The organism is Pseudomonas vanderleydeniana (assembly GCF_014268755.2).
Lineage (GTDB): Bacteria > Pseudomonadota > Gammaproteobacteria > Pseudomonadales > Pseudomonadaceae > Aquipseudomonas > Aquipseudomonas vanderleydeniana.
In genome coordinates, this window is the sequence record NZ_CP077093.1 from 6,069,055 (window position 1) to 6,088,523 (window position 19,469).

Sequence of the window (19,469 nt, forward strand, 5' to 3'; positions counted from 1 at the left end):
ACACGGGGCTGTCATCAACAGCCCCGGTTCAAATTCGTCAATCGCCTCCAGGCCAGCGCCAGGAGGCGATCACTATCAACCTACGCGATAGTTTGGAGCTTCCTTGGTGATCTGCACGTCGTGAACGTGAGATTCGGCCATGCCGGCACCGGTGATACGCACGAACTCCGGCTTGGTGCGCATTTCCTCGATGTTGGCGCTACCGGTGTAGCCCATCGAGGAGCGCAGGCCGCCCATCAGTTGGTGAACGATGGCGGTCAGGGTGCCCTTGTACGGCACGCGGCCTTCGATACCTTCCGGCACCAGCTTCTCGGCACCTGCGGAGGAGTCCTGGAAGTAGCGGTCGGACGAGCCCTGGGACTGCGCCATCGCACCCAGCGAACCCATGCCGCGGTAGGCCTTGTAGGAACGACCCTGGAACAGTTCGATCTCGCCTGGCGCTTCTTCGGTACCGGCGAACATCGAGCCCATCATCACGCAGGAAGCACCGGCCACGATGGCCTTGGACAGGTCACCGGAGAAACGGATGCCGCCGTCGGCGATCAACGGCACACCGGTGCCTTCAAGGGCAGCGGCGACGTTGGCGATGGCGCTGATTTGCGGTACGCCGACACCGGCGACGATACGGGTGGTGCAGATCGAGCCAGGGCCGATACCGACCTTGACCGCATCCGCGCCCGCCTCGGCCAGGGCCTTGGCAGCCGCGCCGGTGGCGATGTTGCCGCCGATCACCTGCACTTGCGGGAAGTTTTCCTTGACCCAGCGAACGCGGTCGATCACACCCTTGGAGTGACCGTGGGCGGTGTCGACCACCACCACGTCGACGCCGGCATTGACCAGCGCGGTCACGCGGTCGCCGGTGTCCTTGCCGGTGCCGACCGCGGCACCGACGCGCAGACGACCCTGGTCGTCCTTGCTGGCCAGCGGGTAGGCCTTGGATTTCTCGATGTCCTTGACGGTCATCATGCCCTTGAGGGCGAACTTGTCGTCGACGATCAGGACCTTCTCCAGGCGGTGCTTATGCAGCAGCGCGCGGACTTCGGCCTTGTCGGCACCTTCACGAACAGTGACCAGACGCTCTTTCGGGGTCATCACTTCGCGGACAGGAACATCCAGGCGGGTTTCGAAACGCACGTCACGGGACGTGACGATACCCACCAGGTCGCCATCGTGCAGCACCGGCACGCCGGAGATGTTGTGCATGCGGGTCAGTTCGAGCAGGTCACGAACCGAGGCATCGGCCTCGATGGTGATCGGGTCCTTGACGACACCGGCCTCGAACTTCTTGACCTTGCGCACTTCGGCAGCCTGCTGCTCGATGGTCATGTTCTTGTGGATGATACCGATACCGCCTTCCTGGGCCATGGCAATGGCCAGACGGGCTTCGGTCACGGTGTCCATGGCAGCGGAAACCAGCGGAATATTCAGCTCGATGCCACGGGTAAGACGGGTTTTGAGACTGACTTCGTTGGGAAGCACCTCGGAATAACCGGGCACAAGGAGAATGTCGTCGAAAGTCAGGGCTTCTTGGCTGATACGCAGCATCGCGGGGGCTCCCGGGCGGGAAAATGGAAGCGCGCCATTATACTCATACTAGGGCCCCGGCTCAATGTAAACCTTGGCCTATTTACAGCTCGACCTGCACCCAGGCGACGGGCTGATCCAGCCAGTCGGCGAACTCGTCGAGAAACTCCTGCCTGAAGCCGGCTTCGAGCCAGTTATTGAAGATAAATCCCAGATTGGAAAAAGCGCACGGCTGCAGGAACAGGAAGCCATTGATATCGTCCTCATGTCCGCACAACGGGCAGATGAAGTTCTCGGTGCGCCCCGGCATCCAGTCCTCCAGGCTGTCGAACAGCGCCTCGCCGACCTCCCGGCGACATTCGGCACAGCCGGCTTCCTCGAGAAACCCCTTGGACGGGGTATAGATGCAGCGCTTGGTGACGATCTCCAGGCCGTTGATCGGCTGACCGAACGGTAGCGCCTCGGGACGCAGGACCACGTTGACCGCCCCTGGCGCAATGGCATGGGCCATGCGGTTGCCGGTACGGCCGCAGGTGCTCAGTTGTTCCTCGACGATATTCTTGCGCACCAGCCAACGCAGGATCGCCCGGGCACGGGGTTCGTGAACCGGCAGGGTGGAGATTTTCGGGACGATGATGCTTTGGGTGTTCATGCTTTGGGAATTCACGGCTACGGCCTGAAGCAAAGGCGGTGATGCTCCTTGTGGCGTGGGGGCTTGTCGGGACGCCGCACTGCCCCGTTCGGCGGCGAAGCAGACGTAAACGTCGCCTGCATGCTGTCTGCCACAGCGCCATAGCCAGTTCCGGGGCCGCCATGCGCCCCAGCGTGGGCAAGCCCACTCGCCACAAGATACGCGGCCGCTCAGCTTAATCCCTGACGCGATCAGGTCAAGTGCTCAGATACCGCGTGATCAAGGCAATGCCACTGGCCAGCACCAGCCAGGTCACCAAACGCACGAAGGCTTCGCGGGACAACCTCGACGTCACCCGCCGACCGATCCACAGCCCCAACGCCATCGCCGGCAACAGGCACAGCGCCAACACCAGCAAAGGTAGCTCGGCGTAGACCCCGGCGATGACCAACAGCGACAGGCGTACCACCGTGCTGCAACTGATCAGCGCGCTTTGCGTGGCCCGGGCCGCGTCCTTGGACAAACGGCTGTTGAGGTAGATCGCATAGAGGAAGCCACCACTGCCGAACAGGGCGCCGAACAGTCCGCCCATCACCCCCATGGGCACCGCCCAGCCGGCCTTCAACTGCGTGGGGCGGGCCTTTATAAGCAGGCTGTAGATGGCATAGGCGCTGATGAACAGGCCCATCAGCAACAGCAGGATGTCGGACTTGAGGTTGAGCAGGAACACCACGCCCAGGGTGCAACCCACCGCCATGCACGGCAGCAGCCGCAGCAGCTCCGGGCGGGCGACGTCCTTGCGCGACGGTAGCAGGTTGCCGAACGCCGCGACGAAATCCAGCAGCACCAGCAACGGCACGATCTTCGACAGCGGCATGAACAGGATCAGGATCGGTCCGGCCACCAGCGCCGTGCCGAAACCGGCCACGCCGAAGACGATGTAGGCCAGGGCCACACCCAGCGCCACCACCAGCCAGTCGGTGGCGCTGAATGGCCACTGGTTCAACAACGCGACAAGACTCATGACACACAACTTCCACAATGGGTTCGCTTGACTTTAGCCACTGGCGAGCCTTGCGACTAATATGTTCAAAGCCCGCTACCCATCTCGAAAAGGCATGACTTGTGATTTCCACCCGCCAATTGCGCTACTTCGTCGAAATCGCCGACTCCGGCAGTTTCAGCGCGGCCGCCGAACGCCTGTTCATTGCCCAGTCGGCCCTGAGCCGACAGATCAAGGAACTGGAGCACCACCTGCAGACGCCCCTGTTCGAACGCACGGCGCGCCAGCCGCGGCTGACTGCAGCCGGTGAGGCCTTCTACCCGCGGGCGAGGAACCTGCTGAGCGAGCTGAACAAGGCCAGCGAACTGGCGACCCAGGTCGGCAAGGGCCAGTTGGGCACCCTGCGCCTGAGCCACTCCAGCACCGTACCGATGAGCGGCCGGCTACTGCAGGCGATCGGGCATTACCTGGAGCGGAATCCGGGTGCGTCGATGGATATCGTCAAGTTGTCTTCCGAAGCGCAACTGGAAGAACTGGCGGAAGGCCGGCTGGATATCGGCTTGTTGCGCCTGCCGGTGCTGCGCCAGCGCGAGGGCGTGCAGATCCTGCCGCTGTTCAGCGAACGCCTGCTGCTGGCGGTACCGCCGGAGCACGCCCTGGCGGGGGCGACCGAAGGCATCGACCTGGCGCTGCTCAAGGATGAAGCGTTCATCTCCATTCCCCATCCGCAACGGGGCGGCTTGAGCTACCTGTCGGCCGAGTTGTGCATGCGCCAGGGCTTCTTTCCCAAGGCGGCGCGAGTGATGTCGCGCAAGACCACCCAATTGCAGCTGATCCAGGCCGGGTTCGGCATTGCGCTGCTGCCGGAGTCCATGCAGGACATCGCCCCGGCCAACATCCACTTCCTGCCGCTCAAGGATCCGGACTGCGAGAGCACCCTGGCCCTGGCCTGCCGCCAGCAGCCGACGCCGCTGGTGGCGCAGTTCGTCGAGCATTTCCGGGGATACCTTCACCCCTGAAGGCCACGCATTTCTCTGTAGGCGCCGGCTTGCTGGCTCCTACAAAATGGACTATCCCCAAGAAGCTGGACACCCCATCCACCCCTTGGGGACAGTCCAAGAGCGGTGATATCCACCCAGAGACATGGTGGTCGGCAAGCAAATGCCTTTATCATGCCCACCATGATCAAAGATCCCTTTTCTCGTCTGGGCCTCGACCGCGAAGTCCTCACTGTCAGCCAGCTCAACGGCCGTGCGCGGGTGTTGCTGGAGGACGTGTTCAGCAATATCTGGGTCGAAGGCGAAATCTCCAACCTCGCCCGCCCGGCCTCCGGCCATGTCTACTTCACCCTCAAGGACAGCGGTGCCCAGGTGCGCTGCGCGCTGTTCCGGCAGAACGCCGCCCGCGTGCGCCAGGCCTTGAAGGACGGCCTGGCGGTCAAGGTGCGCGGCAAGGTCTCGCTGTTCGAGGGCCGTGGCGACTACCAACTGATTCTCGACACCGTCGAGCCGGCCGGCGATGGCGCCCTGCGCCTGGCGTTCGAGGCGCTGAAGGAAAAACTCGGTGCCGAAGGCCTGTTCAGCGCCGAACGCAAGGTACCGCTGCCGACGCATCCGCAACGAATCGGCATCGTCAGTTCGCCGACCGGCGCAGTGATCCGCGACATCATCAGCGTCTTTCGCCGTCGCGCACCGCAGGTCGAACTGACCCTGATTCCCACTGCGGTCCAGGGCCGCGAAGCCACCGCACAGATCGTCCGCGCCCTGAGAATGGCCGATGCCAGGGGCTTCGACGCCCTGATCCTGGCCCGTGGCGGTGGCTCGCTGGAAGACCTCTGGTGCTTCAACGAAGAGGCGGTCGCCCGTGCCGTGGATGCCTGCGTGACACCGATCGTCAGCGCCATCGGCCATGAAACCGATGTTTCGATCAGCGACTTCGTCGCCGACGTGCGCGCCCCGACCCCCTCCGCCGCCGCCGAACTGTTGGCCCCTGACTCCAGCGACCTGCAGCGCCGGGTCGAAAGCCTGCACCGCCGGCTGGTGATGCGCATGCGTGACCGGCTGGCACGCGAACGCCTGCGCCTGGACGGCCTGGCGCGGCGCCTGCGCCACCCGGGCGAACGCCTGCGCCAACAGGCCCAGCGCCTGGATGACCTGGACATGCGCCTGCGCCGGGCCTTCGAACGCCAACTCGATAACCGTAGACAAAAACTCCTGCGCCTGGAAACCCGTCTCAACGGCCAGCACCCCGGCCGCCAGTTGGCCCTGCTGCGCCAGCGCCTGGACAGCCTCGCCGAGCGCCTGCCCCGGGCCATGCGCGAAGGCCTGAAGGCACGCCGCCTGCAGTTGCAAAGCCAAGTGCAGACGCTGCATGTGGTCAGCCCCTTGGCGACCCTCGGCCGCGGCTACAGCATCCTGCTGGACGAACGTGGCCAGGCGATTCGCAATGCCGGACAGACCCGGCCCGGCCAGCGACTGAAGGCGAAACTGGCCGAGGGCGAGCTGCAGGTGCGGGTCGAGGACAACCACCTGACGCCCGTGACCCTCTCGCTACTGGACTGACTTTCAAGGGATTCGAACATGCCCCGTTTTCTTGCCGCCCTGCTGCTCCTGGGCCTGGCCTGCAATGCCCACGCCGACAGCTACCTCACTCGCCTGCTGAACAAGCCGGTACCCGGCGGAGTCGCCGTGGTCGACCTGGGCACGGCGACGCAGGCCCCCAAGGCCAGCTACCAGGGCAAGCCGGTGCTGGTAGTCAGGGAGCAGAACAACTGGCTGGCGATCGTCGGCATCCCGTTGACGGTGAAGCCCGGCAACCAGCAGATCAGCTCGGGGAACCGCAACCTGAGCTTCAGCGTCGGCAACAAGAAATACCCGGAACAGCACATCACGCTCAAGAACACCCGCCAGGTCAATCCCAATCCGGCCGATCTCAAGCGCATCGATGAGGAACTGGCGGTGCAACTGCGCGCCTACCGCAGCTTCAGCCCCGGCACACCCAGCAACCTGCTGCTGGACAAGCCGGTGAACGGCCCGCTGTCGAGCCGCTTCGGCGTGCGTCGCTTCTTCAATGGCGAGGAGCGCAACCCGCATGCCGGGCTGGACTTCGCGGTGCCGGCCGGCACGCCGATCAAGACACCGGCCGCCGGCAAGGTGATCCTCACCGGCAACTACTTCTTCAACGGCAACACCGTGTTCGTCGACCACGGCCAGGGCTTCATCAGCATGTTCTGCCACATGTCGAAGATCGACGTGCAGGTCGGCCAGACGCTTGCCCGCGGTGCCGTGGTCGGCAAGGTCGGTTCCACCGGACGCGCCACCGGGCCGCACATGCACTGGAACATCAGCCTGAACGATGCCCGGGTCGATCCGGCGATCTTCATCGGCGCCTTCCAGCCCTGAGCGGGCGAATGTGGGACAATACCGGTCAATCGAGCCTTACCTGAACCGACCCTGCCCATGAACGCCCCAAGCAAACCCAAGCCCCCGCGCAAGAAACCCGTCAAAGCCGCCCCTGCCAAGGCGGCGCAGCCGCGCGAAAAAGCCGCCCTGCATCCACGCAACCGCCACCAGGGGCGTTATGACTTCCCGCAACTGATCAAGGGCTGCCCCGAGCTCGGCCAATTCGTGATCATCAACCCTTATGGCAAGGAAAGTATCGACTTCGCCGACCCGGCGGCCGTGCGCGTGTTCAACCGGGCGCTGCTCAAGGCCTTCTACGGGATCGCCCACTGGGACATCCCGGCAGACTTTCTCTGCCCCCCCGTACCAGGCCGCGCCGACTACGTACACTTTCTCGCCGACCTGCTGGCGGAACACAACGATGGCGTGATTCCCCGCGGACCCGCCGTACGGGTGCTGGATATCGGCGTCGGTGCCAACTGCATCTACCCGCTGATCGGCCATGGCGACTATCGCTGGCAGTTTCTCGGCTCCGACATCAACCCCACGGCCCTGGCCGCCGCCAAGGCGATCGTCCAGTCCAACGGCTTGAACAAGGCCATCAGCCTGCGCCAGCAGGACAACCCGAAATACATTCTCACCGGCCTGCTGGGTGGCGACGAGTACTTCGACCTGACCCTGTGCAACCCGCCCTTCCATGCCTCCCTCGACGAGGCCCAGAGCGGCAGTCGCCGCAAGTGGAAGGCGCTGGGCAAGGCCGACCCCAAGCGCAAGCTGCCGGTGCTGAACTTTGGCGGCCAGGCGGCGGAGTTGTGGTGCGAGGGTGGAGAGGCGCGCTTCGTGACGCAGTTGATCAGCGAGAGCTCGCCACTGGGCAACCGAGTGTTGTGGTTCAGTACGCTGGTCTCGAAAGCGTCGAACCTGCCGGCGATAGAGGCGGCGCTGAAGAAGGCCGGCGCCCTGGAAAGCCGGGTCGTGGAGATGTCCCAGGGCCAGAAACAGAGTCGCTTCGTCGCCTGGACCTTCCAGGACAAGGCCGCCCGGCAGGCCTGGCGGGCACAGCGCTGGAACCGCAACGGCGGCGCAACACCGGGATAAATCGAGTCGCCCACTTTTCGGCAGGCGAAAAAAAACCGTGCCCGGATCATTCCGCGGCACGGTTTTTTCGCATCTTACTTGTTGACAGCGTCGGTCAGGGCCTTGGCTACAACCAGCTTGATCACTTTCTTGGCAGCGATTTCGATGGCAGCGCCAGTCGATGGGTTACGGCCAGTACGGGCAGGACGCTCGGTCACTTTCAGCTTGCCAACGCCTGGCAGAGTGATTTCGCCGCCGTTTTCCAGCTGATCAGCAACGATATCGGTCAGTTGCTCGAGAACCTTGCGCACTTCAGTCTTCTGCAGAGCGGTAGCTTCGGCGATATCAGCGATCAGTTGGTCTTTAGTAATAGCCATTGAGATGTTCCTTCCCTATCAAATTCATTTGGATTGCAGAGTGCAGTGCCAGCCGTCGAGCCAAGCCTTGTGGACCTGACACCCCGCTGATAAACCACGACGGATCGCGGATGTAGATAGCAAAAACGGGGTTTGGTTCGACCTGGCACCTGCTGAAAACACGCTTTGCGCGGTTACCTTGCGCAAGACGGGGGCAAAACTAGCACAGAGACGGGGAAATATCCGCCTCTACCTAGCCATTTGGTCAGCTTTTGCGCTCGTTTTCGAAAAAAAACTGCCAGAAACCGCTGATTGGTCAAGTTTGATCCGGTAAACGCTGCTTCCGCGCCCCGGTACGGTACACTGGCAGCTTTTCCGGGGAGCCGCGCCTCTCCCCCTGACAATCAGCCGAGAAGCCCATGCCGATCCGTCATTGTATCGTCCACCTGATCGACAAGAAACCCGATGGCACGCCCGCCGTGCTCCACGCCCGCGACTCGGAACTGAGCGAATCGCAGGCCATCGAACACCTGCTGGCCGATCTCAATGAAAGCTACAACGCCAAGCAAGGCAAGGCCTGGGGTCTGTTCCACAGCGAATCGGGAGCCTACCCGTTCAGTGGCTGGCTGAAGGAATACCTCGATGGCGGCCAGGACTTCACCGCGTTCAGCCGGGTCGCGGTCGAACACCTGCAGAAGCTGATGGAAGAGTCCAACCTCTCCACCGGTGGCCACGTGCTGTTCGCCCACTACCACCAGGGCATGACCGACTACCTGGCCATCGCCCTGCTGCACCACAGCGAAGGCGTGGCGGTGAATGCCGAATTGGACGTCATGCCGTCGCGTCACCTGGACCTGGGCCAATTGCACCTGGCCGCGCGGATCAACATTTCCGAGTGGCAGAACAACAAGCAGTCCAAGCAGTACATTTCCTTCATCAAGGGCAAGAACGGCAAGAAGGTCTCGGAGTACTTCCGTGACTTCATCGGCTGCCAGGAAGGCGTCGACGGCCCGGGCGAAACCCGCACCCTGCTCAAGGCCTTCAGTGACTTCGTCGAGAGCGAGGACCTGCCCGAAGACGACGCCCGCGAGAAAACCAAGGCACTGGTCGACTACGCCAGCACCCAGGCGAAACTCGGCGAGCCGGTGGCCCTGGAAGAACTCTCGGGACTGATCGATGAAGACCGCCCACGGGCGTTCTACGAGCATATCCGCAACAAGGACTACGGCCTGTCCCCGGAAATCCCGGCCGACAAGCGCACCCTGAACCAGTTCCGCCGTTTCACCGGTCGGGCCGAGGGCTTGTCCATCAGCTTCGAGGCACACCTGCTGGGCTCGAAGATCGAGTATGACGAGGAAGCCGGTACCCTGATCATCAAGGGCCTGCCGACCCAGCTCACCGACCAGCTCAAGCGTCGCAAGGACTGATCGATGCTCGGTGGCGTGCTGAAGAAATTCCTGCTGATCCTGCTGGTGGTGGTCGCGTACCAGAACTGGGGCAAGATCGAGCGGGTGTTCCAGCCGGACTCGGTATTACCGGCACAGACCCGCAGCCAGGCGCGGGTCGTGCTCTATGCCACCGACTGGTGCGGTTACTGCAAGGCGACCCGGCGCTTTCTCGACCAGAAGGGCATTGCGTTCAAGGAATTCGATATCGAAAAGGACGCCGAGGCACGCAAGGCCTACCAGGCCCTGGGGGGTGGCGGAATTCCGATACTCGACGTCAACGGCACGCTGATTCGCGGCTATCGGCCGGACGACATCCTCGCCGCCCTCAAATGACCCCTCTGCGCAACGTTGCGCCGTCACGAAACTTTCAGCCTGCTCGCGGGCCTCTTCGCGGATAAATCCGGCTCCCACAAGGGCTCACGGCGTACACAAGACAGGTGTCTGGCACGATCACTGTGGGAGCAGGATTTATCCGCGAAGCCTTGGCCGGGTCGGAAATAACCGACAACCGACTCAACGGGCCTCGATACGAAATCCCAGACGCGGGAAATGCACATGCACCACCCCCGCCCGCTCATCCTCACGTCGCAGGATCAGTTCCTCGCTGCCGGCAAACACCAGCTCACCGGCCACCGGGTCCACGCCATAGTCCGTAGCGGCAATCGCCACCTGCTGCCCCACCGTGAAACCGTTCGGATCGACGAAGCGCTCCTCAGGCAACGGCGCCGGTACCGCCTCGCGCGCCACCTGCACCGCCTCCTCGGCCGTCATCACGTTCGAAGCGCCATGCCCGAAGCCCATCACCCGGGAGAACCAGGCCAATACCGCAGGATACTCGTCGACCAGCGGCGAGGTGACCGGCGTGGCCTTGAGGAACCACAGGATATGCGCCATCGAGAAGTCGGCAATGGATGGTTCGCCGAACAGGAAATCGCCCTCCTCGCGCTGCAGTTGCTGCTCCAGCCGGGCCATGAAGGTCGGCCATGAATGCCTGGCTTCCTCCAGAGGAACTCGGGTGGCCGAGCCACCACTGAACAAGCCGGCACGGTCGGCCATGAACGCCTTGGCCTGCTCCGGGGAGAAACGGGCGAAACGCACCGCCGCCGACTCCGGCTGGAACACCAGGGCCACGGCATGCCGGAACGCCACCGAATCGGCCCAGGCGGCAAAAGTCGCGGCGACCATCTCGCGGCCTTCGGGGAACAGCGCCGGCGAGGCCTTTTCCTGCTCCAGGCGGCGGGCGATCAACGCCGTGTCACAGTAGACGTCCGCGCCCACCTGCAGCACCGGGGTCTTGCGGTAACCACCGGTCAAGGCCATCAGGTCGGGCTTGGGCATCATCGGCGGGATGGTCACCGAGCGCCAGGACAGCCCCTTGAACCCCAGCAGCAGCCGGGCCTTTTCGGCAAAGGGAGACGTTGGGTAGTGGTGAAGAATCAGCTCAGACATGCCGGAATCCGCCGTACGAGTAGGAGTCCGCAGCTTAGCCTGCAAATCGCCAGCAGCCTACCCGGGCTGGCTGATGTCGCCTTATCGAAGGCGCTGATGGTGGAGGGTCACTTGCGTGCTGTCGCAAATGCTTCCAGGCAGAAGCTCGCCGCCAAGGCTTCCTTGGCGCTCTTGCGCAGCTTCTTGATCAGGCGCTCCTGCCGCAGCGCATCGCCCTTGTCCCGGCAAGCTTCGACATAAACGAGCGCCACCGCCGGACTCGAGTGAAAAAAGCGCGCGCCCTTGCCGCTCTGGTGCGAGGCGAAACGCCGCTGCGGATCATCGCTGATACCGCAATACAACGAGCCGTTGGCCGCCCGGACCAGATAGACGAACCAGGACTTGGTCGCCGGGACAACGGTCTCGGCGATGGCAACGGGTTCCGGGCTGATGTTCACGTGGCTGGCGGCTTGGGCAGAAACAGGGAGCGTAATACTAACAGACCTCAGCGACCGGCCTGGAATGCCTTGAGGCCCTTGAGTGCCTGGGTGCGGACGGCATTCTTCACCAGCGGCGTCCAGCCCAGCAGCAGGCCCTTGGTGCCCAGTGCCTGGCGAGCCCAGCGCCACAGGTCGAAGCTGTCGTGGTGCTCGCAGATCTTGCCGTCACGGAACACGAAACGGGCCTGGATATCGTTGACCACGATGTTGCCGGTCTGGCTGAACAGGTAGGTCGCCACCCAATGGGCACCGCCACTGCGCTCATCGGCACGAACATTGTCGAAGGTCAGGGAAAAATCCTTGGCCCGAGTGGTGAGCATCCGCCACATGTCGCCGGCATCACGGCCGCGCAGCTCACCAAAGGCTGGATCGCTGAACACCACATCCTCGGTGTAGCAGGCACTCATCGCCTCGGCATCCAGCCGCTGGAAAGCCTTGTAGAATTCGGTAATCAACGCGCTGTGGGCATCACTCATGAACGGGCTCCGTGCAGGTAGGGAATCGCCTGCACGATAGTCCGCAAATGCACCGCTGGCTATCGGCATTCGCCATTCGAATACCGCGAGTACCGGCTGATTCAGAGTTTTTCGCTGCTGACCTGCACGTAGAGTGCCCGACCGGCCCCGAGTCCGGCGACGATGGCGCCCAGGCCGACCACCGCGAAGATCCAGCCCAGGGCCTGCCAGCCACCGGTGAGGTCATGCACCAGGCCGACCGCGAACGGGCCCATCGACGCCAGGGTGTAGCCAATGCCCTGGGCCATGCTCGACAGGTTCGCCGCCACATGGGCATCGCGCGAACGCAATACGATCAGGGTCAACGCCAGGCTGAAGGTTCCGCCCTGCCCCAGGCCGAGGACGATCGCCCAGCCCCACAGCCCTTCGAGGGGCGCGTACAGGCAACCGAACAGGCCACCCAGGGTCAGCAGCATGACCACCAGGATCGCCAGCCGCTGGTCCTTGCCCCGGGTCGCCAGCCAGGGCGCCGCCAGCGAACTGATCAGTTGGACCAGGATCGAACCGGACAGCACGATCCCCGCCTGGGTCGGCGTCAGGCCACGCCCGATCAGCACCGAAGGCAACCAGCCGAACACGATGTAGGCCAGCGACGATTGCAGGCCCATGTAAAGGGTCACCTGCCAGGCCAACGGGTCGCGCAGCAGGCCACGCACCCGATAGGCCGCCTGGTGCGCCCCCTGCCGGCTGCCAACCTGCGGCAACCACACCAGGGCCGCCACCAGCGCCGGCACCACCCAGAACGCCAACCCCAGCGACCAACTGTTACCCAAGTGCTGGCTCAACGGCACGGTCGAACCGGCCGCCATGGCCGCGCCCAGGCACAGGGCCATGGTGTAGACCCCAGTCATGGTCCCGGCGTGCCGGGCAAAGTCGCGCTTGACGATACCCGGCAGCAGCACGCCGATCACGCCGATGCTCGCACCCGCCAGGATACTGCCGGCAAACAGGCCGAACTCGCCCAGAGAGCTGCGCAGGACCATGCCGCCGGCGAGGGCCAGGAGAATGCCCAGCACCGCCCGCTCGCTGCCGAAACGCCGGGCCAGCAGCGGTGCCAGGGGGGCGAACAAGCCCAGGCACAGCACCGGCAGGGTCGTCAGCAGGCCGGCCTTGGCCGCCGAAAGGCCCAGACTGCGGGAAACCTCACTGAGCATCGGCGCCATGCTCGACAGCGCCGGGCGCAAGTTCAGCGCCACCAGCACCAGCCCCAGCAACAGCAGCCAGGGACGGCGCAGTACCGGGTGGGCCTGCTGGACGATGGCGTCATCGGCTTCGGCATCGATCAGCAACGGGTCGAGCTCGCCGGGCCGGGTCGGCGTCGAGGTGCCGGTCTCCGGAATGGAACGGGGCATGGTGGTCTCGGGTTCAAGGTTCATTGATCAGGGTCCTGCACAGGGCCTTGGCGCGCTCCGGGTCACGCTGCTCGACCGCCTCGAGCAGGGCGATGTGCAGATCGAACACCGACTGGCGGCGAGGGGTGATGTCGAGGGTCTGGCGCAGCGCGCCGGCGATCACGCTGGAGAAGTAGCGATACAACTCGCTGAGCATGGGATTGTGCGCGGCGTCGATCAACCTCTGGTGAAACACCAGGTCACAGGTGATGAAGCAGTCGAGATCACCGTGATAGTGATGGCTGCTGGCTTCCAGGGCCTCGCGCAAGCCCTTGAGGTCCTCGTCGGTCCGACGCAGGGCCGCGAGGCCGATGGCCTCGACCTCAAAACTGTGCCGCGTCTCGCGCGCCTGGTCGAGGGAGCAGCGCGACAGCGCCTGCATGGTCGCCAGCGGATCGGTGGTGGTGCGCAGGTAACTGCCGTCACCCTGGCGAATCTCGATCAGCCCGGAAAACGCCAGCACACGCATCGCCTCGCGCATGGTGTTGCGGCTGATACCCAACTCGGCCGCCAACTCCGGCTCGGTCGGCAGGCGTTCACCCACCTTCCAGGTGCCCTGGGTGATGCGGGCACGCAGTTGTTCCAGAGCCTGGTCGACCAGGGAGCGCTTGATCAGGGGAATGCTCGGGGACATGGCCTCGCCTTAACATCCAATCATAGGATGAATTTTCGGTAGCCTATCCCAAAAGGCTGCGAAAGCTCAAGAAGCAAGAATTCCCACGCATTTCAGAGACGCAGCCGTCTATCCAGAAAAAACCCTCAAAGGGTAATTTTCAGGCTTACTATGGCATGGGTGTCTTATGGAAAAGAAAACACCTCATTACGATCTGTCGGTCATCCAGGCCGATGTGGTCAGGCTGGGCCCCGCCGCATTCACCCTCAGTGCCCGAGATGGCGCCAGAAGGATGGGCCTTACCCTCATGGAGATGCTGATGGTCATCAGATCACTGGAAAGGAGGATGCTTTATAAATCGATGACAACCCATGCCAACCACCGCATCTGGCAAGACGTTTACCACTTTCCGTACGCAGGCGGACTGATCTACATAAAGGTGAGCTACCGGCCTGCTGGCGGTCCGCCCGTCATCTCCTTCAAGGAGAAAGAAACATGAAGCGACAAGACTGCGTCAGCTGCGGCGCAAGCAATAGCATGCAGCACTTTGAAAGCCGGGATTTCGAGGTCGACTTCAAGGCACTGAAACAAACCGTGTCCGGGCTTTGCGGCTGGGAATGTACGGCGTGTGCGGAAATCGAACTGGCCCCTGAAAGCGCCCAGAGGTACTCGGATGCGAGCGATCAACTGGTCCTTGAGCACAGGCACCAGGTCGCTACCGAGATGCGACGCATCCGGCGCAAGCTGCATTTCACCCAGCGCGCGGCAGTCGAGTTGCTTTCGGGCGGCGGGCACAACGCGTTTTCCCGCTATGAAAGAGCCGAAGTCGAGCCGCCAAAGCCGCTGTTCGTATTGATGCATCTGCTGGACCGATACCCCGAACTGATCGAGGACATAAAAGACATCAACGCGGACAGCAGCCCTGCGCATGGAGTAGCAGACGCCAGAGTGTCAATCTGATCCGCATAAAAAACCCGGACCAGGTCCGGGTTCTTCATTCAGCGCCAGCCGATCAATGCAGGATCTGGCTGAGGAACGTCCTGGTCCGATCGTTCTGCGGGTTGTCGAAGAAGTCGTTCGGCGCGGCCTGTTCGACGATTTCGCCCTTGTCCATGAAGATCACGCGGTTGGCCACGGTACGGGCAAAGCCCATTTCGTGGGTCACGCAGAGCATGGTCATGCCGTCTTCGGCCAGGCCGATCATGGTGTCCAGTACCTCTTTCACCATTTCCGGGTCGAGCGCCGAGGTCGGCTCGTCGAACAGCATGATCTTCGGCTTCATGCACAGCGCACGGGCAATCGCCACGCGTTGTTGCTGGCCACCGGAGAGCTGCCCGGGGAACTTGTGGGCCTGGTCCGGGATGCGCACGCGCTCCAGGTAATGCATGGCGATTTCTTCCGCCTTGCGCTTGGGCATCTTGCGCACCCACATCGGTGCCAGGGTGCAGTTCTGCAGGATGGTCAGGTGCGGGAACAGGTTGAAGTGCTGAAACACCATGCCGACTTCACGGCGGATCGCCTCGATCTGCTTGAGGTCGTTGGTCAGCTCCACGCCATCGACCACGATGCGGCCCTGCTGGTGCTCTTCCAGGCGGTTGAGGCAGCGGATGGTGGTGGACTTGCCCGAACCGGACGGACCGCAGAGCACGATGCGCTCGCCCTGGCGGACGTTGAGGTTGATGTCCTTCAGTACGTGGAACTGTCCGTACCACTTGTTCACGCCCTGCATCTGAATAATGCCTTCAGGACCCACAGGCTGTTTGATCGCTTCGCTCATCACTTGACTCCTAACGCTTGTGGCCTGTGTCCAGCTTGCGCTCCAGATGCATGGAGTAGCGGGACATACCAAAACAGAAAATCCAGAACACCAGGGCCGCGAACACATAGCCCTCGGTAGCCATGCCCAACCATTTCGGGTCGGCGGCGGCTTGCTTGACGCTGTTGAGCAGGTCGAACAGGCCGATGATGATCACCAGGCTCGTATCCTTGAACAGTGCGATCAGCGTGTTGACGATGCCGGGGATGACCAGCTTCAGGGCTTGCGGCAGGATCACCAGGCCCATGCTGCGCCAGTAGCCCAGGCCCATCGCGGCCGCGGCCTCGTACTGCCCTTTCGGAATGGCCTGCAGGCCGCCACGCACCACTTCGGCGACATAGGCCGACTGGAACATGATCACCCCGATCAGCGCCCGCAGCAGCTTGTCGAAGTTCATGCCCTCGGGCAGGAACAACGGCAGCATCACCGAGGACATGAACAGCACGGTGATCAGCGGCACGCCGCGCCAGAACTCGATGAAGGTCACGCAGACCACGCGAATCGCCGGCAGGTTGGAGCGCCGCCCCAACGCCAGCAGGATGCCCAGCGGCAGCGCGCCGGCGATACCGACGGTGGCGATCACCAGGGTCAGCATCAGGCCGCCCCACTGGCTGGTTGCCACGGTTTCCAGGCCGAAGCCACCGTGCAGCAGGGTGAAGGCGACGATCGGGAACACCACCAGGAAGCACAGGCCGTAGATCACCTTGCGCGGGAAGCGCGAGATGAACAGTGGCGCCGCACCGATGATCGCCAGCCACACCGTCGAATCGATTCGCCAGCGCAGTTCCTGCGGGTAGTAGCCGTACATGAACTGGCCGAAGCGCTGCTGGATGAACACCCAGCAGGCACCGCTCTTGGTGCAGTCGGCACGGGTGGTGCCGACCCAGTTGGCGTCCAGGATCGCCCAATGCAGGATCGGCGGTACCACCAGGTAGATCAGGTAGAAGGCGAACAGGGTCAGCAGGGTGTTGAGCCAGCTGGAGAACATGTTGGCCCGAATCCATGCGACCACGCCGATACTGCTGCTCGGCGGAGGCATGTCAGGTTTGAAGGTATGCGAACTCATGGGCCTTTCCTCACCGCTCGATCAGCGCGATGCGCTTGTTGTACCAGTTCATCAGCAGGGAAATGCTGATACTGATCGCCAGGTACACGCTCATGGTGATGGCAATGACTTCGATGGCCTGCCCGGTCTGGTTGAGCACCGTGCCGGCAAACAGCGAAACCATTTCCGGGTAACCGATACCGGCCGCCAGGGACGAGTTCTTCGCCAGGTTCAGGTATTGGCTGGTCAGCGGTGGAATGATCACGCGCAGGGCCTGCGGGATGATCACCTTGCGCAGGGTCGGACCGTTGCGCAGCCCCAGGGAGCGCGCCGCTTCCGTCTGGCCATGGCTGACCGAGCGGATGCCCGACCGGACGATCTCGGCGATGAACGCCGCGGTATAGACCGTCAGGGCCAGGGTCAGGGCCAGCAGTTCGGGGATCAGCACCCAGCCGCCGACAAAGTTGAAGCCTTGCAGCTTGGGCATCTCCCAATGCACCGGCGCGCCGAAGACCAGCGTGCACAGCAACGGGATCACGATGAACAGCCCCAGGCCGGCCCAGAACTTGTGGAACGGCTCGCCGGTTTCTTCAAAACGCCGGTTGGCCCAGCGGGACATGAAGACGATCGCGACGATGGCCAGCACCACGCTGATCACGAACGGCCAGAAGCCTGGCGCGGCGATGGCGGCCGGCATGTTCAGGCCACGGCTGCTGATGAAGAACGTATCGGCGATGTTGTGGCTGTTGCGCGGCCCCGGCATGGTCAGGAAGACCGCGAAGTACCAGAACAGGATCTGCAGCAATGGCGGGATGTTGCGGAACACCTCGACATAGATGGTCGCCAGCTTGTTGATGATCCAGTTCGACGACAGCCGCGCGACGCCGATGACGAAGCCGAGGATCGTCGCCAGGATCACGCCGATGAAGGTTACCAGCAGGGTGTTGAGCAGACCGATGACGAAGACACGCGAATAGCTGTCCGCCTCGGTGTAGTCGATCAGGTGCTGAGCGATACCGAAACCGGCACTGCGCTCGAGGAAGCCGAAGCCCGAGGTGATACCCCGGTGTTGAAGGTTGGTCTGGGTGTTGTGAAACAGGTACCAGCCCAAGGCGACCACGGCGACAACCGTGATGACCTGGAATAACCACGCGCGCACTCGCGGATCGCTGAGGCTGAGCCTCTGCTTTGGTGCGCCGACTTGATTTTGCATGAAATGCCCCAGAAAAAACGGAACAGGGAAGATCGCCCGGCGGTTGGCCCGCCGGGCGACAGATCAATCAGCGCACAGGAGGTGCGTATTGAATACCGCCGTTGTTCCAGAGGGCGTTCAGGCCACGGTCGATTTCCAGCGGAGTGCTCTTGCCGAGGTTCTTCTCGAAGATCTCACCGTAGTTACCGACCTGCTTGACGATCTGCACAACCCAGTCCTTGCGCAGCTTGAGGTCCTTGCCGTATTCACCGTCGCCACCCAGCAGGCGGGCAACGTCAGGGTTCTTGGTCGACTTGGCTTCAGCCTCGACGTTCTTCGAGGTGATACCGGCTTCCTCGCTGTTGAGCAGCGCGTAGCCGACCCAACGGACAATCGCCAGCCACTCGTCGTCGCCGTTACGCACGACCGGGCCCAGGGGCTCCTTGGAAATGGTTTCCGGCAGCACCACGTAGTCCTTCGGCGAGGCCAGCTTGCTGCGCTGGGCGAACAGCTGGGACTTGTCGGAGGTCAGTACGTCGCAACGGCCGGATTCCAGCGACTTGGCGCTTTCGTCGGAGGTGTCGAAGGTGATCGGGGTGTACTTCAGGCCGTTGGCACGGAAGTAGTCGGAAACGTTCAGCTCGGTCGTGGTACCGGCTTGAATGCAGATGGTCGCGCCATCCAGTTCCTTGGCACTCTTCACGCCCAGCTTGTTGTTGGCCAGGAAGCCCACGCCATCGTAGTAGGTGATGAAGCCGGGGAATTTCAGGCCCATGCCCGCGTCACGCGAACTGGTCATGGTGGTGTTACGCGAAAGGATGTCGATCTCGCCGGATTGCAGCGCGGTGAAACGCTCCTTGGCGTTCAGCTGGCTGAACTTGACCTTGGTCGCGTCGCCGAACACGGCGGCGGCTACGGCACGGCAGACGTCGGCGTCGATACCGATGATCTTGCCGCTGGCATCAGGTACCGAGAAACCTGGCAAGCCATCACTCACGCCGCACTGGATGAAGCCCTTCTTCTGAACGGCATCCAGAGTGGCACCGGCTTGCGCAAAACCACTGACACCCAGGACGACAGCAGCAGTCACGACTGCCAGGGTGGATTTCAACATCTTCATTCAAACCTCCAAATTGCTCTTGTTGTGTCGGAGCTAGAGCCTTGTCGCACCCTTATGAGGCGTTAGTTGACCCGGGTTGGCTTATTTTTGGGTCAGCGACAAAAGCTTTGAGCCATGAGTCTAGTTTGGGGAAATCCCCGGGGAGCACTCATTGCCCGCCAATCGGCCGAACGGCTTGCGCCCTGTGTTCGCAGAGCCTTCACGGCCGGTGGCGAACATCATCTGAACCCGTTAGCCGGATTCGTGCTATCCCACTGCCGACGCTAGCCTGTTAGTGTTACCGCCAGCGGGGGAAAGCACACACTCGAATCTCCCATAGCAAAGCCCGTACCACAGTGATGGGTAAAGCGATTCAGCCAGAGGTCAACAAGAAAACTTTCAAAGTTGCGACATCTTGTTAACAGATCAA

21 protein-coding genes are annotated in these 19,469 nt (G+C 62.7%); 8 read left to right on the top strand and 13 right to left on the bottom strand.

From position 1 onward, the window contains the following. Nucleotides 1–75 precede the first annotated feature (75 nt). The 3 genes from guaB to HU752_RS27295 all read right to left on the bottom strand — a co-directional run bounded on the left by guaB (nt 76) and on the right by HU752_RS27295 (nt 3,179). On the bottom strand, nt 76–1,545 hold the full coding sequence (gene guaB, locus HU752_RS27285; RefSeq protein ID WP_054057407.1) for an IMP dehydrogenase: 1,470 nt from the start codon (nt 1,543–1,545) through the stop codon (nt 76–78). 82 nt (nt 1,546–1,627) lie between these two features. Beyond that, nucleotides 1,628–2,176 (bottom strand): sugar ABC transporter ATPase, encoded by a 549-nt coding sequence (locus HU752_RS27290; protein ID WP_186678242.1) that lies wholly within the window; start codon nt 2,174–2,176, stop codon nt 1,628–1,630. A 235-nt stretch (nt 2,177–2,411) separates the two neighbouring features. After that, nucleotides 2,412–3,179 (bottom strand): sulfite exporter TauE/SafE family protein, encoded by a 768-nt coding sequence (locus HU752_RS27295; protein ID WP_186678243.1) that lies wholly within the window; start codon nt 3,177–3,179, stop codon nt 2,412–2,414. A gap of 101 nt (nt 3,180–3,280) precedes the next feature. On the opposite strand from HU752_RS27295, the gene HU752_RS27300 reads away from it, so the two are divergent. The 4 genes from HU752_RS27300 (at nt 3,281) to rlmF (ending at nt 7,657) form a co-directional block, all read left to right on the top strand. Beyond that, the gene (locus HU752_RS27300) at nt 3,281–4,177 is read left to right on the top strand and encodes a LysR family transcriptional regulator (protein ID WP_186678244.1); all 897 of its coding nucleotides are present in this window, start codon (nt 3,281–3,283) and stop codon (nt 4,175–4,177) included. Between the two features lie 162 nt (nt 4,178–4,339). Beyond that, a complete protein-coding gene (gene xseA / locus HU752_RS27305) occupies nt 4,340–5,719 on the top strand; it encodes an exodeoxyribonuclease VII large subunit (protein ID WP_186678245.1) in 1,380 nt (459 codons plus the stop codon). An 18-nt stretch (nt 5,720–5,737) separates the two neighbouring features. Next, nucleotides 5,738–6,559 (top strand): peptidoglycan DD-metalloendopeptidase family protein, encoded by an 822-nt coding sequence (locus HU752_RS27310; protein ID WP_186678246.1) that lies wholly within the window; start codon nt 5,738–5,740, stop codon nt 6,557–6,559. A gap of 57 nt (nt 6,560–6,616) precedes the next feature. After that, nucleotides 6,617–7,657, top strand: a complete 1,041-nt coding sequence (gene rlmF / locus HU752_RS27315) for a 23S rRNA (adenine(1618)-N(6))-methyltransferase RlmF (RefSeq protein WP_186678257.1) — start codon at nt 6,617–6,619, stop codon at nt 7,655–7,657. A gap of 74 nt (nt 7,658–7,731) precedes the next feature. On the opposite strand, the gene HU752_RS27320 is transcribed toward rlmF, so the two are convergent. Next, nucleotides 7,732–8,013, bottom strand: coding sequence for an HU family DNA-binding protein (locus HU752_RS27320; RefSeq protein ID WP_010445708.1), 282 nt, complete (start codon nt 8,011–8,013; stop codon nt 7,732–7,734). A gap of 398 nt (nt 8,014–8,411) precedes the next feature. Here HU752_RS27320 and yejK point away from each other — a divergent pair, with 398 nt between their 5' ends. Both yejK and HU752_RS27330 read left to right on the top strand, forming a co-directional pair. Beyond that, nucleotides 8,412–9,419, top strand: coding sequence for a nucleoid-associated protein YejK (gene yejK, locus HU752_RS27325; RefSeq protein WP_186678260.1), 1,008 nt, complete (start codon nt 8,412–8,414; stop codon nt 9,417–9,419). 3 nt (nt 9,420–9,422) lie between these two features. Continuing rightward, nucleotides 9,423–9,773 carry a glutaredoxin family protein gene (locus tag HU752_RS27330; RefSeq protein ID WP_186678262.1) on the top strand — a complete coding sequence of 117 codons (351 nt, stop codon included), beginning with the start codon at nt 9,423–9,425 and terminating at the stop codon, nt 9,771–9,773. Between the two features lie 180 nt (nt 9,774–9,953). Here HU752_RS27330 and HU752_RS27335 read toward each other — a convergent pair whose 3' ends face one another. The 5 genes from HU752_RS27335 to HU752_RS27355 form a co-directional block, all read right to left on the bottom strand. Continuing rightward, the gene (locus tag HU752_RS27335; RefSeq protein WP_186678264.1) at nt 9,954–10,889 is read right to left on the bottom strand and encodes a glutathione S-transferase family protein; all 936 of its coding nucleotides are present in this window, start codon (nt 10,887–10,889) and stop codon (nt 9,954–9,956) included. Between the two features lie 107 nt (nt 10,890–10,996). Further along, nucleotides 10,997–11,326 carry a GIY-YIG nuclease family protein gene (locus tag HU752_RS27340; RefSeq protein ID WP_186678267.1) on the bottom strand — a complete coding sequence of 110 codons (330 nt, stop codon included), beginning with the start codon at nt 11,324–11,326 and terminating at the stop codon, nt 10,997–10,999. 47 nt (nt 11,327–11,373) lie between these two features. Further along, nucleotides 11,374–11,844 (bottom strand): nuclear transport factor 2 family protein, encoded by a 471-nt coding sequence (locus HU752_RS27345; RefSeq protein ID WP_186678270.1) that lies wholly within the window; start codon nt 11,842–11,844, stop codon nt 11,374–11,376. A gap of 101 nt (nt 11,845–11,945) precedes the next feature. Continuing rightward, the gene (locus HU752_RS27350; RefSeq protein ID WP_186678273.1) at nt 11,946–13,259 is read right to left on the bottom strand and encodes a CynX/NimT family MFS transporter; all 1,314 of its coding nucleotides are present in this window, start codon (nt 13,257–13,259) and stop codon (nt 11,946–11,948) included. Further along, entirely contained in the window at nt 13,249–13,908 is a 660-nt protein-coding gene (locus tag HU752_RS27355) for a FadR/GntR family transcriptional regulator (protein WP_186678276.1), read from the bottom strand. Before HU752_RS27355 ends, HU752_RS27350 begins: the two co-directional genes overlap by 11 nt. A gap of 166 nt (nt 13,909–14,074) precedes the next feature. Between HU752_RS27355 and HU752_RS27360 the strand changes: the two genes are divergently transcribed. Both HU752_RS27360 and HU752_RS27365 read left to right on the top strand, forming a co-directional pair. Beyond that, nucleotides 14,075–14,386, top strand: coding sequence for a type II toxin-antitoxin system MqsR family toxin (locus tag HU752_RS27360; RefSeq protein WP_186678279.1), 312 nt, complete (start codon nt 14,075–14,077; stop codon nt 14,384–14,386). Then, nucleotides 14,383–14,847: a type II toxin-antitoxin system MqsA family antitoxin gene (locus HU752_RS27365; RefSeq protein WP_017904194.1), complete on the top strand. Its 465-nt coding sequence runs from the start codon at nt 14,383–14,385 to the stop codon at nt 14,845–14,847. The genes HU752_RS27360 and HU752_RS27365 overlap by 4 nt, the downstream gene beginning before the upstream one ends. Before the next feature lie 52 nt (nt 14,848–14,899). On the opposite strand, the gene HU752_RS27370 is transcribed toward HU752_RS27365, so the two are convergent. From HU752_RS27370 to HU752_RS27385, 4 genes are all read right to left on the bottom strand, one after another. Next, nucleotides 14,900–15,664, bottom strand: a complete 765-nt coding sequence (locus HU752_RS27370; protein ID WP_017904195.1) for an amino acid ABC transporter ATP-binding protein — start codon at nt 15,662–15,664, stop codon at nt 14,900–14,902. A gap of 10 nt (nt 15,665–15,674) precedes the next feature. After that, nucleotides 15,675–16,769: an amino acid ABC transporter permease gene (locus tag HU752_RS27375; protein WP_186678282.1), complete on the bottom strand. Its 1,095-nt coding sequence runs from the start codon at nt 16,767–16,769 to the stop codon at nt 15,675–15,677. A gap of 10 nt (nt 16,770–16,779) precedes the next feature. Then, entirely contained in the window at nt 16,780–17,961 is a 1,182-nt protein-coding gene (locus HU752_RS27380; RefSeq protein ID WP_186678285.1) for an amino acid ABC transporter permease, read from the bottom strand. Nucleotides 17,962–18,028: 67 nt separating this feature from the next. Next, entirely contained in the window at nt 18,029–19,060 is a 1,032-nt protein-coding gene (locus tag HU752_RS27385; RefSeq protein ID WP_186678288.1) for an amino acid ABC transporter substrate-binding protein, read from the bottom strand. Between the last annotated feature and the right edge of the window lie 409 nt (nt 19,061–19,469).

Coding starts and splice junctions, on each gene's coding strand:
- guaB (WP_054057407.1), bottom strand. CDS start 1,545: ATGCTGCGTATCAGCCAAGAAGCCCTGACTTTCGACGACATTCTCCTT.
- HU752_RS27290 (WP_186678242.1), bottom strand. CDS start 2,176: ATGAACACCCAAAGCATCATCGTCCCGAAAATCTCCACCCTGCCGGTT.
- HU752_RS27295 (WP_186678243.1), bottom strand. CDS start 3,179: ATGAGTCTTGTCGCGTTGTTGAACCAGTGGCCATTCAGCGCCACCGAC.
- xseA (WP_186678245.1), top strand. CDS start 4,340: ATGATCAAAGATCCCTTTTCTCGTCTGGGCCTCGACCGCGAAGTCCTC.
- HU752_RS27310 (WP_186678246.1), top strand. CDS start 5,738: ATGCCCCGTTTTCTTGCCGCCCTGCTGCTCCTGGGCCTGGCCTGCAAT.
- rlmF (WP_186678257.1), top strand. CDS start 6,617: ATGAACGCCCCAAGCAAACCCAAGCCCCCGCGCAAGAAACCCGTCAAA.
- HU752_RS27320 (WP_010445708.1), bottom strand. CDS start 8,013: ATGGCTATTACTAAAGACCAACTGATCGCTGATATCGCCGAAGCTACC.
- yejK (WP_186678260.1), top strand. CDS start 8,412: ATGCCGATCCGTCATTGTATCGTCCACCTGATCGACAAGAAACCCGAT.
- HU752_RS27330 (WP_186678262.1), top strand. CDS start 9,423: ATGCTCGGTGGCGTGCTGAAGAAATTCCTGCTGATCCTGCTGGTGGTG.
- HU752_RS27335 (WP_186678264.1), bottom strand. CDS start 10,889: ATGTCTGAGCTGATTCTTCACCACTACCCAACGTCTCCCTTTGCCGAA.
- HU752_RS27345 (WP_186678270.1), bottom strand. CDS start 11,844: ATGAGTGATGCCCACAGCGCGTTGATTACCGAATTCTACAAGGCTTTC.
- HU752_RS27350 (WP_186678273.1), bottom strand. CDS start 13,259: ATGAACCTTGAACCCGAGACCACCATGCCCCGTTCCATTCCGGAGACC.
- HU752_RS27355 (WP_186678276.1), bottom strand. CDS start 13,908: ATGTCCCCGAGCATTCCCCTGATCAAGCGCTCCCTGGTCGACCAGGCT.
- HU752_RS27360 (WP_186678279.1), top strand. CDS start 14,075: ATGGAAAAGAAAACACCTCATTACGATCTGTCGGTCATCCAGGCCGAT.
- HU752_RS27365 (WP_017904194.1), top strand. CDS start 14,383: ATGAAGCGACAAGACTGCGTCAGCTGCGGCGCAAGCAATAGCATGCAG.
- HU752_RS27370 (WP_017904195.1), bottom strand. CDS start 15,664: ATGAGCGAAGCGATCAAACAGCCTGTGGGTCCTGAAGGCATTATTCAG.
- HU752_RS27375 (WP_186678282.1), bottom strand. CDS start 16,769: ATGAGTTCGCATACCTTCAAACCTGACATGCCTCCGCCGAGCAGCAGT.
- HU752_RS27380 (WP_186678285.1), bottom strand. CDS start 17,961: ATGCAAAATCAAGTCGGCGCACCAAAGCAGAGGCTCAGCCTCAGCGAT.
- HU752_RS27385 (WP_186678288.1), bottom strand. CDS start 19,060: ATGAAGATGTTGAAATCCACCCTGGCAGTCGTGACTGCTGCTGTCGTC.